Origin of the sequence: Saccharopolyspora indica (assembly GCF_027853965.1) — a bacterium.
GTDB classification, from domain to species: domain Bacteria; phylum Actinomycetota; class Actinomycetes; order Mycobacteriales; family Pseudonocardiaceae; genus Saccharopolyspora; species Saccharopolyspora indica.
Genome location: NZ_JAQGLB010000032.1, coordinates 22,438 through 36,762, shown reverse-complemented (window position 1 = coordinate 36,762; position 14,325 = coordinate 22,438). Strand labels below are relative to the sequence as shown.

Here is a 14,325-nt window from a genome sequence, read left to right as displayed (position 1 = left end):
TTCCATGGATCCCATGATCCGGCGCCGACCAGCGGATTTCATCACTCGCACAGGTGAACATCTGTTCGACTGCCGGAGTCGGGCCCCCGCACGAGAAAAGCGGCGGCGCCGCCCCACCGGGACGGCGCCGCCGCACTGCTGATTACCGGGGACTACTCGGTCGAGCCGGAACCCCGGGGCACTTCACCGCCGGAGGCGATGTCACCGTCCTTGATCCGCTGCCCCAGCCGCGAGTGGGTGCGGCCGTAGAGGAAGTAGATCACCACACCGGCGGCCATCCAGATGAGGAACCGGACCCAGGTCAGCGCGGTCAGGTTCAGCATCAGCCAGATGCAGGAGATGATCGCCAGGATCGGCACCAGCGGCACCAGCGGGGCGCGGAAGCCGCGCGGCAGGTCGGGCCGGGTCCGGCGGAGCACGATGACGCCCAGCGAGACCAGCACGAAGGCGAACAGGGTGCCGACGTTGACCATCTCTTCGAGCTTGTCCGCCGGGAAGAAGCCCGCGGCCACCAGCACGACCACGCCGACCAGCACGGTGGCCCGGGTGGGGGTGCCGCGCTTCGGGTCGGTCTTGGCCAGGCCGCGCGGCACCAGGCCGTCGCGGGACATGGCGAACAGGACGCGGGTCTGGCCCAGCAGCAGCACCATGACCACCGTGGTCAGACCGACCAGCGCACCGACCGCGATGATCGCGGCGGCCCAGTTGATCCCGTGCTGCGCGAAGGCCGTGGCCAGCGTGGACCGGGTGCCGGACTCGTCGGTCGCCAGGTCGGTGTAGGGCACCATGCCGGTGACCACCAGCGCGACGGCCACGTAGAGCACGGTGACGATCGCCAGGCTGCCGAGGATGCCGCGCGGCGCGTTCTTCTGCGGGTTGCGCGTCTCCTCCGCGGTGGTCGCCACGATGTCGAAGCCGATGAAGGCGAAGAACACCAGCGACGCACCGGCCAGCAGGCCGAAGATGCCGAAGGTGCTGGTCTCACCGCCCAGGATGAGCGACAGCAGCGACTGCTCGATCGCGGGCGTGTCGCTGGCGGCGGCCTCGGTGGCCGGCGGGATGAACGGCGTGTAGTTGTCCGCGTTGATGTAGGCGATGCCGACCACGATGACCAGCAGCACCACGAAGACCTTGATCAGCGTGATGACCAGGCTGACCCGGGCGGAGAGCTTGGTGCCCAGCGCCAGCAGCGTGCACAGCACGGCGACCAGCAGCACCGCGCCCCAGTCGAACTGCAGCCCGCTGCTGCCGAACTCGAACGAGGTCGGCAGCTCCACCCCGATCAGGCCGAACACCTGCTCCAGGTAGATCGACCAGCCCTTGGCGACGGCGGCCGCGGCGACGGCGAACTCCAGGATCAGGTCCCAGCCGATGATCCAGGCGATGAACTCGCCGAAGGTCGCGTAGGAGTAGGTGTAAGCACTGCCCGCGACCGGCACCGTGGAGGCGAACTCGGCGTAGCAGAGCGCCGCGAGCCCGCAGGCGATCGCGGCGAGCACGAACGCCAGGGACACCGAGGGGCCCGTCATGTCACCGGCGGTCCGCGCGGCGAGCGTGAAGATGCCGGCACCGATGACCACGGACACGCCGAAGACGATCAGGTCCCAGGTGCCCAGGTTCTTGCGCAGCTTGGTGTCCGGCTCGTCGGTGTCCAAGATCGATTGCTCGACCGACTTGGTTCGCCACAGCCCAGTACCTGGCACTGTCGCCTCCTCAGTAATCCCAAATTGTGGGTCGCACCCTAACTCGGCAGTCTTGCGGGCGAAACCAGGTGACTTGAGTCCGCCAGCACATTCGTTAGCTCCTTGTGATGCGTGCTACTCCATGTGCCAGCCTCCCGGGGACCGCCCTGCTCGGCAGCCTCGGCAGCGGGATCCCGGTGCAGGTCAGGGGGTCAGCGAGCGACCTCGCTCCAGGTCCGGTTCGAGGTAGATCAGCCGCGCGGCGGGCACCTTCGCGCGGATCCGCACCTCCGCGTCGTCGATCTCCGCGGCCACCTCGGAGATCGACATCGACGGGGTCATGCCGATCTTGGCGGCGACGAGGAGCTCGTCCGGGCCGAGGTACTGGGTGCGGATGTGGATCACCTTCTCGACCTTCCCGCGCTCCAGCTCGCCGACGATCTCGGTCAGCACGTCCCGGCTGGCGCCCTCGCCGATGAGCAGGCTCTTGGTCTCGATGATCAGCACGACCGCGATCACGCCGAGCAGCACCCCGATGCAGGTGGTGCCGACACCGTCCCACACCGGGTTGCCGGTGAGCACGGTGAGCCCGACGCCGCACAGCGCCAGCACCAGGCCGACGAGCGCGCCCAGGTCCTCCAGCAGCACCACCGGCAGTTCCGGGGTCTTGGCCTGCCGGACGAACTGCCACCAGCTCAGGCCGCCCTTGAGCTCGCGGGACTCCTTGATCGCGGTGGCGAAGCTGTAGCTCTCCAGCCCGATCGCGACCAGCAGGATCAGCACCGCGACCCAGGCGTAGGTCAGCGGCTCGGGGTGCTGGATCTTGTGGATGCCCTCGTAGAGCGCGAACACCGAGCCCAGGCTGAACAGCAGCAGCGCGACCACGAACGAGTAGAAGTAGCGATCGCGGCCGTACCCGAACGGGTGTTCCTCGGTGGGCTTGCGCTGCGCGGTCTTCTGCCCGAGCAGCAGCAGGCCCTGGTTGGAGGTGTCGGCCAGCGAGTGCACCGACTCCGCGAGCATCGATGACGAGCCGGTGAACAGGAAGCCGGTGAACTTGGCCACCGCGATCCCCGCGTTGGCGGTGAGCGCGGCCAAGATCGCCTTGGTTCCGCCGCTTGCTGACACGTCTTCTCCCGTGCGGTGCGCAGTTCGACCGGTCGCCCGGTCGGTGACGGGAGGAATCTACCGGCTGGTCAGACGCTCGGGCGCCGGGTTCCGGAACTCGTCCGAATGGTCAGCCCGCGTCCCTTTTGCGCCGCCGGGAACCGCCTCAGAACGCCCCGGCGGCGGCGCGGAAGACCTGCGCGCGGCCGTCGACGTCGAGATCGGCGGGACGCACCTGCACGGCCGGGTCGGACGCCGCGAGCCACACCGACTGGCCGCGCTCCAAGCGCAGCTCGCGCGGCAGCGAACCGTTGTGCGAGCTGCTGGTCAGCCGGATGCTGCCCTTCGTGCACAGCAGGATCTGCGGGCCCGGGGAGTCCAGGTGCACCACCGCGGACTCGGCCGGGGTCCAGTCCAGCCTGGAGAGCTCGAACTCGTCGGCGGGCGTCCGGTAGGCGGTCAGGTTGGCGTCCAGGGATTCGCCCTTGAGCACCCGCATGTCGCCGCAGGCGAAGTCGAGCACCCGCAGCAGTTCCGGGACGTCGACGTGCTTGGGGGTCAGCCCGCAGCGCAGGATGTTGTCGGAGTTGGCCAGGATCTCGATGCCGGTGCCGTTGAGGTAGGCGTGCAGGTTCCCGGCGGGCAGGAAGATCGCTTCGCCGGGCTGCAGCACGATGCGGTTGAGCAGCAGGCTGGCCAGCACGCCGGCGTCGTGCGGGTAGGCCTCGCCGAGCTCCAGCACCGTGCGGCACTCGAGGGCGAACTCGCCGCGCCCGCGCACGTGCTCGACGCACGCTTCCAGCAGCTCGGGCAGTACCTCGCGCAGGTAGTTCTCGGGCAGCGTGATCCAGGTGGTGAACAGCGCGCGGAGCCCGTCGGCGTCGGGCTGCGCGGCGAGCAGCTCGCGGTGCGCGCGCAGGCTCGGCACCGCGAGTTCGTCCAGCAGCCGGACGGTGCGCTGGGCTTCGCGGAACCCGGCCAGCGCGTGGAACTCGGTCAGCGCGCAGACCAGTTCGGGCTTGGCGGTGGGATCCGGGTAGTTGCGGTTGGGCGCGTTGCGGGCGATGCCCGCTTCCTCCTCCTGGCGGAAGCCGGCCGCGGCCTGCTCGGCGGACGGGTGCGCCTGCAGGCTCAGCGGCTCGTCCGCGGCGAGCACCTTGAGCAGGAACGGCAGCCTGCTGCCCCAGCGCTTCGCGCACACCGGTCCCAGGTGGTGCGCCGGATCGTCCTCCAGCAGGGACAGCAGGGACACCTCGTCGCCGTCGGGCCGGACCACCCGCGACGGGTCGCCGGGGTGCGCGCCCATCCACAGCTCGGCTTCCGGGTGCGGGGTGGGGACGGGCCGACCGAGCAGATCAGCAATAGCGGTACGCGAGCCCCACGCATAGGGGCGCACCGCGTTCCGCAGTAGCTCCACAGTCGTTTCTCGCTTCCTCGTCTTCGCGCCCGCTCGTCGGCGACGTCCAGCACAGCTCACCGCGCGGACCGCCGGACGGCATCGGGGCATTCCCTGAAAACTTCCCTCAGTGCATCGCCAGGGCCGGCCAGCCGGGACCGTTCAGCGTGCCCGCCGCCAGCCCCAGGTAGACGGCGGCCAGGTCGAACCGGGCGGCCAGCGCCGCGGACCGCAGGACCGCGTCGTCGCGCACCGATTCACCCGGGCTGATCAGGTCCGCGCCGGGCAGATCCCGCACCGCGCCCCGCTCGTGCGCCTCCCCCTGCTCGTCGTACCGCGCGCTGACCAGGAACACGCGCAGGGCGGCACCCGGGTTGTCCTCGGGGTCGGCGAACAGGTCCGCTTCGGAACCGACCGAGGCGGCGGCCCGGTGCAGGGACCGCTCCGCCACGGCCTGCTGGTAGTCGGCCACGTGGCAGGGCGTCGCGGCGTGCGCACCGAGCGCGAACGCCCCGTGCTCGGCCACCGCGGTGGACACCGGGTCCAGCCCCCACAGCAGCGGTGCGCGCTCGGCCAACCGCATCGCCAGCGTCTTCGCCGGGTTGGTCAGCGTGTCGTGGTTCGGGTGCGCCCGCTCGGCCTCCTTGTCCAGCTCCTCGGCCAGCTGCTCGGCGTCGAAGCGGACCAGTCCGAGCGCGCCGAGGGTGCTGAGCCCGACGGCTAAAGCATGTGCGAACGACAGCGCGGGCGGCACCGGGATGCGCGGCGGCAGCACCTTGGCGCGGCCGGCGCCGGCCGCGGCGACAGGACCGTCCGCGGGCACGGCCAGCACGACCGTCGCGCCGCGGCGGCAGGCGATCGACACCGACTCCGCCAGCACCGCGTCCCCGACGTCGTCGCTGTGCGCGAACACCACGTCCAGCGCGCCGATCCAGGCCGGGACGGTGTCGGCGACCAGCACCGGAACCGGGCAGCGCGGCCCGGCGAGCGCGGCCAGCAGGCGGCAGACACCTGGGCCCACTCCGGGGCGCGCCAGCAGCACCACCGCGCGGGGGCGGCCGTCGGCCAGGTCGTCCAGGCCCACCTCGGCGGCGGTTTCAGCAGCCGCGCGGACCTGCGCGCCGGAGAGCGCCGCGAGTCGCAGCAGGCCACCGGAATCGGCGTCCACCAACCGGGTCGGGTCGTCGAAGAGACTGTCGTCCAGCACGGGCGTCACCCCTCCCCGGAAGCGCCGGGGCCCCCGACGGCTTCTTCCAGCAGCAGCACCGGGATCCCGTCCCGGACCGGGAACGCGCGCCCGCACGAGGTGCAGGTCAGGTAGTCGGCCTGGGGGTCATCGCCCAGCCCCGGCCGGAGCCGGGCGTGCTGCGGGCACGGGCAAGCCAGAACCTCCAGCAACTGCGGTTCCAGGTCAACGGCCACTTTTCCTCCCCAAACTCGCCCGCGCACCCGACGCGGCCTCGCACTCCGGCCGGTCGCGGCCGACGCCCCACTTCACCCTCGGACGACCGCGAGCACCTCGTCGCGCAACGCGGCCATGGCGTCAGTGTCCCTCGCCTCCACGTTGAGCCGGAGCAGCGGTTCGGTGTTGGACGGGCGCAGGTTGAACCAGGAACCGTCCGACAGCTCCACGGTAAGCCCGTCGAGCTCGTCCACACGAGCACCCGACCGGTCACCAAAGGTCGCCGCGACGGCGCGCATCCGGCCCTGCTGGTCCTCGACGGTCGAGTTGATCTCGCCGGAGGCCGCGTAGCGCGAGTAGTCGGCCATCAGCTCCGACAGCGGCAGGTCCTGCCCGCCGAGCGCGGCCAGCACGTGCAGCGCGGCCAGCATGCCGGAGTCGGCCCGCCAGAAGTCCCGGAAGTAGTAGTGCGCGGAGTGCTCGCCGCCGAAGATCGCCCCGGTCTCGGCCATCGTCTGCTTGATGAAGGAGTGGCCGACGCGGGTGCGCACCGGCTTGCCGTCGTGCTCGGCGACGATCTCGGGCACCGCTTTGGAGGTGATCAGGTTGTGGATGATCGTGCCGCCGGGCTCCTTGGCCAGCTCGCGGACCGCGACCAGCGCGGTGATCGCGCTCGGCGCGACCGGCTCGGCGCGCTCGTCGACCACGAAGCAGCGGTCGGCGTCGCCGTCGAAGGCCAGTCCGGCGTCGGCGCCGGTCTCGCGGACCTTGGCCTGCAGGTCGACCAGGTTCGCCGGGTCCAGCGGGTTGGCCTCGTGGTTGGGGAAGCTGCCGTCGAGCTCGAAGTACATCGGGATCAGCTCGACCGGCAGCCCGTCGAACACGGTGGGCACGGTGTGCCCGCCCATCCCGTTGCCCGCGTCCACCACGATCTTGAGCGGGCGGATGCCGCTGAGGTCGACCAGTTCGCGCAGGAAGGCGGAGTACTCGGCGGTCATCTCGCGGCTGCTGGTGCTGCCCTTGGCGCCGAGGAACTCGGGCACGCCGTGGGCGACCAGCTCCTGGATCTCGGACAGGCCGCTGTCCTGCCCGACCGGGGCCGCGCCCGCGCGGCAGAGCTTGATGCCGTTGTACTTGGCCGGGTTGTGGCTGGCGGTGAACATCGCGCCCGGCAGCTCCAGCCGACCGGAGGCGAAGTAGAGCATGTCGGTGCTGGCCAGGCCGATGTTGATCACATCGACGCCCTGGCCGGTGACGCCCTCGGCGAAGGCCTCGGCCAGGCCGGGCGAGGAATCCCGCATGTCGTGCCCGATGACCACCGCAGGGCCACCCACGAGCCGGGTGAAGGCGGCGCCGATCTCCCGCACCACGTCGGTGTCGAGGCCATCCCCGACCACCCCGCGGATGTCGTACGCCTTGATGATCCCCGACAGGTCCCGCACGCTGCACCCTCCCCGATTCCGCGCCAGACGCGACGTGGTTGGCAGCCTACCGGCGATCGATCGGGTATTGGCGTCCGCTGGGAGCACGCGAGCTGTTCGTCACGATCAATTCACTCGTCGATCGGATCGGGCAGCGCCCGCAGGTGCCCGCGCCGGCTGCCGCCGGGGGCGAATCCCTGGGGCTCCACCGGCCGGTCCGACCGGCCGGCTTCCCGGACCGCCTCGGCCAGCGCGGTCAGGTCGTCGTCGGAGGGCTCCGGCGGGGCGAACTCCCCCTCGTGCCGCACGACTTCCCAGCCCTTCGGCACGGTGAGCCGCAGCGCGTGCGCCTCGCACAGGTCGTAGCTGTGCGGTTCGGCGTAGGTGGCCAGCGGGCCGACGACCGCGGTGGAGTCCGCGTAGGCGTAAGTGAGCGTGGCGACGGCCGGGTTGAGACACCCGGTCCGCGAGCACCGCCTCACGCTCCGCACGACACGCACGATAGCGCGCCGCCTCCGGTACGCGGCGAAGGCACGCGGAAACCAGCGGCGAAGGGCCGTCTGAGCTCCGGGTTCGCCCGCGTCTGCTCTGCGCGAACACCGATCCCGGTGCCGTCGTTTCGCCTGGTCGGCAACGCCGTCCCCGCTCAGGCGCGCGCGGCGTGCGCGACCGTTCTCCCCACCAGCGCAGCCGGTTGACCTGCTCACCTCGCACGAACCGCTGCACAAGTGGGGTGCACCGGCCGAGCACTGTCCCGGCGGCGGTGCCGGAAGGCGTACCCTCGGCCCGTGGTGACCGCACGTGGATCTCGGCGCCGTATCCGCTTCCGGCGGGACCGGCGCGGCCGCGGCCTGCGCGGACCGCTGTACCCGTCCTCGGTCCCGGTGTCGCGCAGCCGCTCGCAGCGCTTCGACGCGCTGGTGCTGGAGGCGCTGGAACCGATCGAGCAGCGCTGGCACGCCGAGCTGACGCAGCTCGACGTCGCCGTCGACGAGGTTCCGGAGATCACCAGCACCACGCCGGAGAAGGTCGTGTGGGACGACGACGTGGTGGTGGACTCCAACGTCCCGCTGGCCCGGCTCGTCCCCGCCGGGGTCGACCGGCGCGGGCTGCCCACGCGCGCGCGGATCGTGCTGTACCGGCGGCCGCTGGAGGCGCGGGCGCGCGACGGCACGGACATGGCGGATCTGCTGCACGACGTGCTGGTCGAGCAGGTCGCCACCTACCTAGGCCTGGACCCGGACGTCATAGAAGGGCAGTGACCAGCGCGTCCAGCGCCGCGGCGTACCCGTGCTCGGGTGGCGTGGGATAGCCGACGACGAGACCGTCCGCGGCGGGCATCGAGGCGTCCGGGTGGCGGAAGTGCGCGAGCCCTTCCACCGCGATGCCGAGCCGGGCGGCGGCTGCGGTGGTGGCCTGCTCGGTGCCGGGCGGCAGCCGGAGCACGGCGTGCAGACCTGCGGCGATACCGCTCGCGGTGACGTGCGGGGCGTGCTCGGCCAGCGCCGCGACCAGCTGGTCCCGGCGGCGCCGGTAGCGCTGCCGCATGCGGCGGACGTGGCGGTCGTAGTGGCCGGTCTCGAGGAAGTCGGCCAGCGCCAGCTGGTCCAGGACGCTCGCCCAGCGCTCGCGCGTCCCCTTCACCTCCAGGACCTCGCCCACCAGGTGTTCCGGCAGCACCATCCAGCCGATGCGCACCGCCGGGGACAGGCTCTTGCTGACCGATCCCAGGTAGACGACCCGGTCCGGGTCGAGGCCCTGCACCGCGCCCACCGGTTCCCGGTCGTAGCGGAACTCGCCGTCGTAGTCGTCCTCCAGCAGCAGGCCGCCGGTGGATCGCGCCCAGTCCACGGCCGCGGCGCGGCGCTCGGCGTGCAGCGGGCCGCCGGTCGGGAACTGGTGGGCGGGTGTGAGCAGCGCGGCGCGCACCCGCGGATCCAGTTCGTCCGTGCGAGCGCCGTGCTCGTCGAGGGTGAGCGGCACGGTGCGAACCCCGGCGTCGGTCAGCAGCTGCCGGTGGAAGGGCAGGCCGTAGGACTCGACCGCGACCGGGCCGCGCAGCACCCCGTTGAACAGCAGTTCCAGGCCGTGGGCGAACCCGGAGCAGATCACGATCCGCTCCGGTTCCGCGCGCACGCCGCGGACTCGCGCGAGGTAGTCGGCCAGCGCTCGGCGCAGCTCCGGCCTGCCGTGCGGGTCGCCCGGGCCGAACGCTTCGCTCGGTGCCGCGTGGAGGGAGCGGCGTGCCGATGCCGCCCAAGCGGTTCTCGGGAACGAGGAGCTCTCGGGCTGGCCTTGCCGCAGGTCGTGGATCGGTGCCGGGCGCTTCGGCGGCCTGGTCGGACGGCTGGCGCGGCGCGGTTCGGCTCGGCGTGCGACGCGGGTTCCCGAGCCCTGGCGGGCTGTGAGCCAGCCCTCGGCGATCAGCTCCGAGTAGGCGGCGGCGACGGTGTTGCGGGCCAGCCCGAGGTCGGCCGCCAACGAGCGGTAGGGCGGCAGCTTGGCGCCCGACGGCAGCCGTCCGGACCCGATCGCCTCGCGCAGCGCGGCGGTGAGCGCCGACCGGCGGCTCCCGGACGCGGTGAGGTCCAGGTGCAGGTCACTGCCCGCCGACGCCGCCGAATTGGCCCAAGATCTTGCCACGGAATTGCACTCTACGACCGGTCGATGTGCTCCGTAGCGTGAGCGGCATGACGAACCAGACCCGCATCGACTTCGCCCGCACCGCTCCGAAGGTCTTCCGCGCCCAGCGCCAGTTCGAGGATGCGGCCGGTGCCGGGCTCGACCCCGCGCTGGGCGAGCTGGTGCGAGTCCGCGCGTCCCAGCTCAACGGGTGCGCGTACTGCCTGCACATGCACGTCAGCGACGCCCGCAAGGCGGGTGAGGACGAGTACCGGCTGCACATGGTCGCGGTGTGGCGGGAGGCGACGAGCTTCTTCACCGCGCAGGAGCTCGCGGCGCTGGAGCTGACCGAGGCGGTCACCGAGATCTCCGAGCGCGGTGTGCCCGACGAGGTCTACGCCCGGGCCGCCGAGCACTTCGACGAGTCGGAGCTGGCGAGCCTGCTGGCCCTGATCCTCAGCATCAACACCTGGAACCGCATCGCGATCGCCACGGCCAAGATCCCGGGCACCGACGAACGCACCGCCTCCGCCTGACCCGAAGCACCAGCAGCGGTCAATTTCGCGCGAAATTGACCATCACCCGGGTGAACGTCAATTTCTCGCGAAATTGACGCGCCATCCCGGGCGTCAGGGTTGGAGGCCGGTCTTGCGGCGGCGGCCGGGGATCGCCGCCACCAGGGTGAACAGGATCGCCGCCGCCTGGACGCAGAGCAGGGCCGTGCGGGGCAGTTCGGTGAAGCCGACCTGGACCTCCGCCGCCTGCTCCGGCAGCGGGATCGCCACCTGGTGGCCCCAGGCCGTGGCCAGCGGGAACGCCATCCCGTCCACCCGCGCGTACCAGCCGGGCTCGTTCTCGGCGCCGAGGACCAGCGCACGCCCGGCACCGCCTTCGGAGACCCGGACCGTGAAGTTCGGCAGTTGCGCGGCGACGGCGAGCGGGCGGGCTTCGGGGGCCGGTTCCGGTTCGGTCTGCGCCTGGCGCGCCAGGTCGGGGCCGACCAGCTTGACCGGCGAGCTGAGCAGCAGCACGCGCAGGACCCGGCTGCCGTCCGGGAGTCGCTCGTGCTCGGTCACCAGGCCCCGGCCGAGCTCCGGCACCCGGGAACCGGCGGGCACGACGACGAACTCCGCACCGCGCGCCGCCACCGCGGCCAGCGCTTCCCGGACCGGCCCGGGATCGGTGGACTGCAGGTCGTCGTCGACCTGGCGCAGCCAGTCGGCGGCGGATCCGGCCGGCGCCAGGTCGTCGTCGCCGAAGCGCGGTCCGGGGCCGGTGATCAGCCGCGCGGGCTGCGGCCCCGGGTCGAGCACCAACCGGGTTCCGGCCGGTGCGGCCAGCGGGCGCTGCGCGCCGAGCGGGCCGCCGGCCAGCGCGATCGCCGAGCTCGTCACCAGTCCGATCACCACGACCGACAGCGCGACGATCCCGGCCACCCGCGGCACCTCGGGCGTCTTCGGCCGCCCGGCCTGCAGCACGATCCAGCCGCACCCGACGGCGACGAGCACCAGCGGGCCGCCCGTCCAGCCGACGGTGGCGACGCCGCCCGCGACGGGCTCGGCGGCCGAGCCGTCCACCGCGGCCGCCAGCAGCCAGCCGAAGATCACGAGCCCGGCGGCGGGCAGCATCCGCTTGTCCCGGGTGATCGCCAGCGTCACCGCCGCGGCCAGGACGAACAGCACTCCGGTCAGGCTCGCCGCGGAACCGTCCGGGCTCAGCGCGAACATCCACGCACCAGCGGGCTGCTCCACCGCGCGAGCGCCGAGCCCGTGCAGCAGCACCTGCGGGTTCTGCAGCACGACGACGGGCCACGGCAGCAGGCAGGCGACGGACAGCAGGACCAGCGCGGCCAGCCCCACCACCCGCTGCCGGCTGCGCGCGTTCTCGCCGGGCAGCAGGACGTGCGCGAGCAGCGCCAGCACGATCAGGGCCAGGTGCATCAGCGGCGCGAAGGCCCCGAGCACCGCCAGCCCCAGCGCCGTCAGGCAGACCGTGCCCAGCCACTGCCTGCCGGAACGCCTGAGCACCGCGGCGATTCCGGCCAGCAGCGGCGGCACCAGGACGTGCGCGACCACCACGTCCAAGCGGCCCTGCCCCGCCGACAGCGATGCCACCGGCAGCAAGGCGTACGCACCGGCCGCGATCGCGCGGCGCAGCGGCCGGACCGGGAGCGCCCTGGCCGCGAAGTAGGCGCTCAAGCCCGCGAGCGGAACGCCGAACAGCAGCAGGACCGACACCACCACCGACGGTCCACCTAGGACACTGCCGAGCAGCGCGAGCACCAGCAGCGACGGCGAAGCCGGTGAACCGGTGCCACCGCCGACCGGGTGCCACGCGGCCAGGTAGTCCCGCCAGGTGGTGGCGAGATCGGCCACCGGGAGCAGCCTTCCGCCGGCCAGACCCGTTCCGAGCCGGCCGGTGAGCAGCGCGTTGATCAGCGCGAACGCCAGCAGCGATGCTAAGAGCACGAAGAGCGGGGAGGACAGCAGCCGCAACAACCTGCCGCGGCTGAGGACACCGCCGCGGGCGTTCTCCCGCGGTGAGGGCGAGGGCCGGCGTTCCAGCCGTTCGAAGGCGGCTCGGCGGATCAGCTTGCCCGGTTCCACGTCGACCGACGCCGGATCCGGCGTCGCCAGCAGGCCGGCCAGCTGCTCCGGCCCGGGCTTGGAAGAACCGTCCAGCAACCACAGCCAGCGGCCCGGATCGGCCCACCGGCGCTTGCCCAGCGCGACGGCATCGGCGACGGCGGTGGCGAACGACGTGTCCGGTGGCAGCGTCAGCACGTCGTCGACGATCTGGTCCGCGCGCGCCTGCGCCAGCAGTTCCGCGGTGCGGTCGGTCGAACCGGTGTCCACCGCGAGCACGCGGCGCGGCCGTTCGGACTGCTCACCCAGGGCGGCGAGCACCCCCGGCAACCACGACTCGCCGTCCCGACACACCACCACCGCCAGCACCGGCGCGCTCACTGTCTTCCTCCTGCCGACCAGATCCACCACCGCACGAACGGTAATGCACCAGCAGCGGAAGGAAACCCGCCGAAACGATCTGCTTCACCGGGCCACGCCACTTCGTCGTGCGCGATGGACCCGCGAGCGGGGAAGGACTACAGCTCACACAGCGCGGCGCTTGAGCTTGCGGCGCTCCCTTTCGGACAGTCCGCCCCAGATGCCGAAGCGCTCATCGTGCTGCAGCGCGTACTCCAGGCATTCGGAACGCACCTCGCAGCCCTGGCAGATCCGCTTCGCCTCGCGGGTGGAACCGCCCTTCTCCGGGAAGAACGCCTCCGGATCGGTTTGCGCGCAGAGCGCCCGTTCCTGCCATTCCTGCTCTTCTTCAGACATTTCGAACAGTTCGGCCAGAACGTCGAATTCCGCGACGGAGGCGTCCCCACGCTCCGCCAAGCGGCTGTCTCCTGATTCCCACATCGTTGGACTTCCCCCGATTTCTCCCGTTCCCACCGGCCCTCCCCAGGGCCGGAACAGGACGCACTCCTGATCGCGGGTGGCTGGCCCTCCCTCCGAGGACCCCGCACTCCGACGGCGATGCCGTCGCCGACCAGGCATGCCGCCCGCCCTCTCCGCGGACGACACCTCGATCGACCCGTGCCCGACCAGGTCTCCCGCACCCGGTCGATCCGCCGATCCGATCCCCCTCCCGAGGAATGATCGTTTCAACGGTGAATGACACTGCTGTGATTACACCCGTGTAGCTCCTTGCGGTCAAGCGGAGACCATCCGTAGGGGGACACCCGGGCAGCACCACCGCACCACCACCGGGCCCCGCCGGATGCGCGCTTTCAGCGCAGCGCCGGTACTCCGTCCGCCGGAATCGATCCCCCGCACGGAGTCCTGAGATCATCAATACCACCACAAGGTCATCTTCGCCGCGTCGTGCAGCCCACCACCGGCTCCGCGGGTCGTGGACACTGGGGGCGTGAAGAGCTCCGCGACCGGCATCAGCCCCCTGTTCCTGGCCTTCCTCGGACTGACCGCGCTGGGCGGCGTGCTCGCCACGTTCGACAGCGATCTCGCCCTGACCACCGGCGTCCTGCTGCTCGTGCTCGGCGGCTGGACGACCTCGTTGTGCCTGCACGAGTTCGGCCACGCGGTGACCGCGTTCCGCGGCGGCGACCTCTCGGTGCGCTCGAAGGGCTACCTGACGCTGGACCCGCGGCGCTACACCGACCCGATCCTGAGCATCGTGCTGCCGCTGATCTTCGTGGCGCTCGGCGGCATCCCGCTGCCCGGCGGCGCGGTGTGGATCAACCACCACGCCCTGCGCTCCCGCCGGACCGAGTCGATGGTGTCGCTGGCCGGGCCGCTGACGAACCTGGTGCTGGGCCTGCTGATCGCGGTCGCGGTGGCCGTGGTGCCGATGCCGATGGGGCTGGCGGCGGGGCTGTCCTACCTGGCCTTCCTGCAGGTGATCGCCTTCGTGCTGAACATCCTGCCGATCCCCGGCCTGGACGGCTACGGCGCGATCGAGCCGTACCTGTCCGGCCCGGCGCGGCAGTTCGGCGAGAAGGCCCGGCCGTGGGCCCCGCTGGTGCTGTTCCTGCTGCTGATCGGGGTTCCGGTGGTCGGCCGGATGTTCTTCCAGCTGGCCTACTTCGTGTTCGGTCTGGTCGGCGGCGACACCACGCTGACCGTCTACGGGCAGGCGATCTTCCGCAGCGTCTTCGGGTTCTGATCCACC

At 71.8% G+C, this 14,325-nt stretch carries 13 protein-coding genes; 3 read left to right on the top strand and 10 right to left on the bottom strand.

The features are described 5' to 3' along the window. Positions 1–152 precede the first annotated feature (152 nt). From OU416_RS38135 to OU416_RS38105, 7 genes are all read right to left on the bottom strand, one after another. Positions 153–1,703, bottom strand: coding sequence for an amino acid permease (locus tag OU416_RS38135; protein ID WP_270931962.1), 1,551 nt, complete (start codon positions 1,701–1,703; stop codon positions 153–155). Between the two features lie 183 nt (positions 1,704–1,886). After that, entirely contained in the window at positions 1,887–2,810 is a 924-nt protein-coding gene (locus OU416_RS38130) for a cation diffusion facilitator family transporter (RefSeq protein WP_270931961.1), read from the bottom strand. Between the two features lie 145 nt (positions 2,811–2,955). Continuing rightward, complete coding sequence (gene manA, locus OU416_RS38125; protein ID WP_270931960.1) at positions 2,956–4,206, bottom strand: mannose-6-phosphate isomerase, class I; 1,251 nt, start codon at positions 4,204–4,206, stop codon at positions 2,956–2,958. A gap of 106 nt (positions 4,207–4,312) precedes the next feature. Further along, positions 4,313–5,392, bottom strand: a complete 1,080-nt coding sequence (locus tag OU416_RS38120; protein WP_270931959.1) for an SIS domain-containing protein — start codon at positions 5,390–5,392, stop codon at positions 4,313–4,315. Between the two features lie 5 nt (positions 5,393–5,397). Then, positions 5,398–5,607, bottom strand: coding sequence for a Trm112 family protein (locus OU416_RS38115; protein WP_093160514.1), 210 nt, complete (start codon positions 5,605–5,607; stop codon positions 5,398–5,400). Between the two features lie 72 nt (positions 5,608–5,679). After that, the gene (locus tag OU416_RS38110; RefSeq protein ID WP_270931958.1) at positions 5,680–7,029 is read right to left on the bottom strand and encodes a phosphomannomutase/phosphoglucomutase; all 1,350 of its coding nucleotides are present in this window, start codon (positions 7,027–7,029) and stop codon (positions 5,680–5,682) included. A gap of 110 nt (positions 7,030–7,139) precedes the next feature. Next, positions 7,140–7,499 carry a DUF3499 domain-containing protein gene (locus OU416_RS38105; RefSeq protein WP_270931957.1) on the bottom strand — a complete coding sequence of 120 codons (360 nt, stop codon included), beginning with the start codon at positions 7,497–7,499 and terminating at the stop codon, positions 7,140–7,142. A 297-nt stretch (positions 7,500–7,796) separates the two neighbouring features. Between OU416_RS38105 and OU416_RS38100 the strand changes: the two genes are divergently transcribed. After that, a complete protein-coding gene (locus OU416_RS38100; protein WP_177247858.1) occupies positions 7,797–8,270 on the top strand; it encodes a metallopeptidase family protein in 474 nt (157 codons plus the stop codon). Here the strand turns inward: OU416_RS38100 and pdxR are convergent. After that, the gene (pdxR, locus tag OU416_RS38095; protein WP_270931956.1) at positions 8,254–9,651 is read right to left on the bottom strand and encodes a MocR-like pyridoxine biosynthesis transcription factor PdxR; all 1,398 of its coding nucleotides are present in this window, start codon (positions 9,649–9,651) and stop codon (positions 8,254–8,256) included. The two genes, OU416_RS38100 and pdxR, sit on opposite strands and share 17 nt — an antisense overlap. Positions 9,652–9,698: 47 nt before the next feature. Here pdxR and OU416_RS38090 point away from each other — a divergent pair, with 47 nt between their 5' ends. Beyond that, positions 9,699–10,166, top strand: coding sequence for a carboxymuconolactone decarboxylase family protein (locus tag OU416_RS38090; RefSeq protein ID WP_270931955.1), 468 nt, complete (start codon positions 9,699–9,701; stop codon positions 10,164–10,166). A gap of 93 nt (positions 10,167–10,259) precedes the next feature. On the opposite strand, the gene OU416_RS38085 is transcribed toward OU416_RS38090, so the two are convergent. Then, on the bottom strand, positions 10,260–12,596 hold the full coding sequence (locus tag OU416_RS38085) for a glycosyltransferase family 2 protein (RefSeq protein ID WP_270931954.1): 2,337 nt from the start codon (positions 12,594–12,596) through the stop codon (positions 10,260–10,262). Positions 12,597–12,740: 144 nt separating this feature from the next. Beyond that, on the bottom strand, positions 12,741–12,971 hold the full coding sequence (locus OU416_RS38080) for a WhiB family transcriptional regulator (protein ID WP_170210513.1): 231 nt from the start codon (positions 12,969–12,971) through the stop codon (positions 12,741–12,743). Positions 12,972–13,563: 592 nt separating this feature from the next. On the opposite strand from OU416_RS38080, the gene OU416_RS38075 reads away from it, so the two are divergent. Next, positions 13,564–14,319, top strand: a complete 756-nt coding sequence (locus OU416_RS38075) for a site-2 protease family protein (RefSeq protein ID WP_270931953.1) — start codon at positions 13,564–13,566, stop codon at positions 14,317–14,319. The last annotated feature ends 6 nt before the right edge of the window (positions 14,320–14,325 follow it).

What these genes read in the sequence shown, in the direction of transcription:
- OU416_RS38090 (WP_270931955.1), top strand. Translation starts at nt 9,699, where the DNA reads ATGACGAACCAGACCCGCATCGACTTCGCCCGCACCGCTCCGAAGGTC.
- OU416_RS38080 (WP_170210513.1), bottom strand. Translation starts at nt 12,971, where the DNA reads ATGTCTGAAGAAGAGCAGGAATGGCAGGAACGGGCGCTCTGCGCGCAA.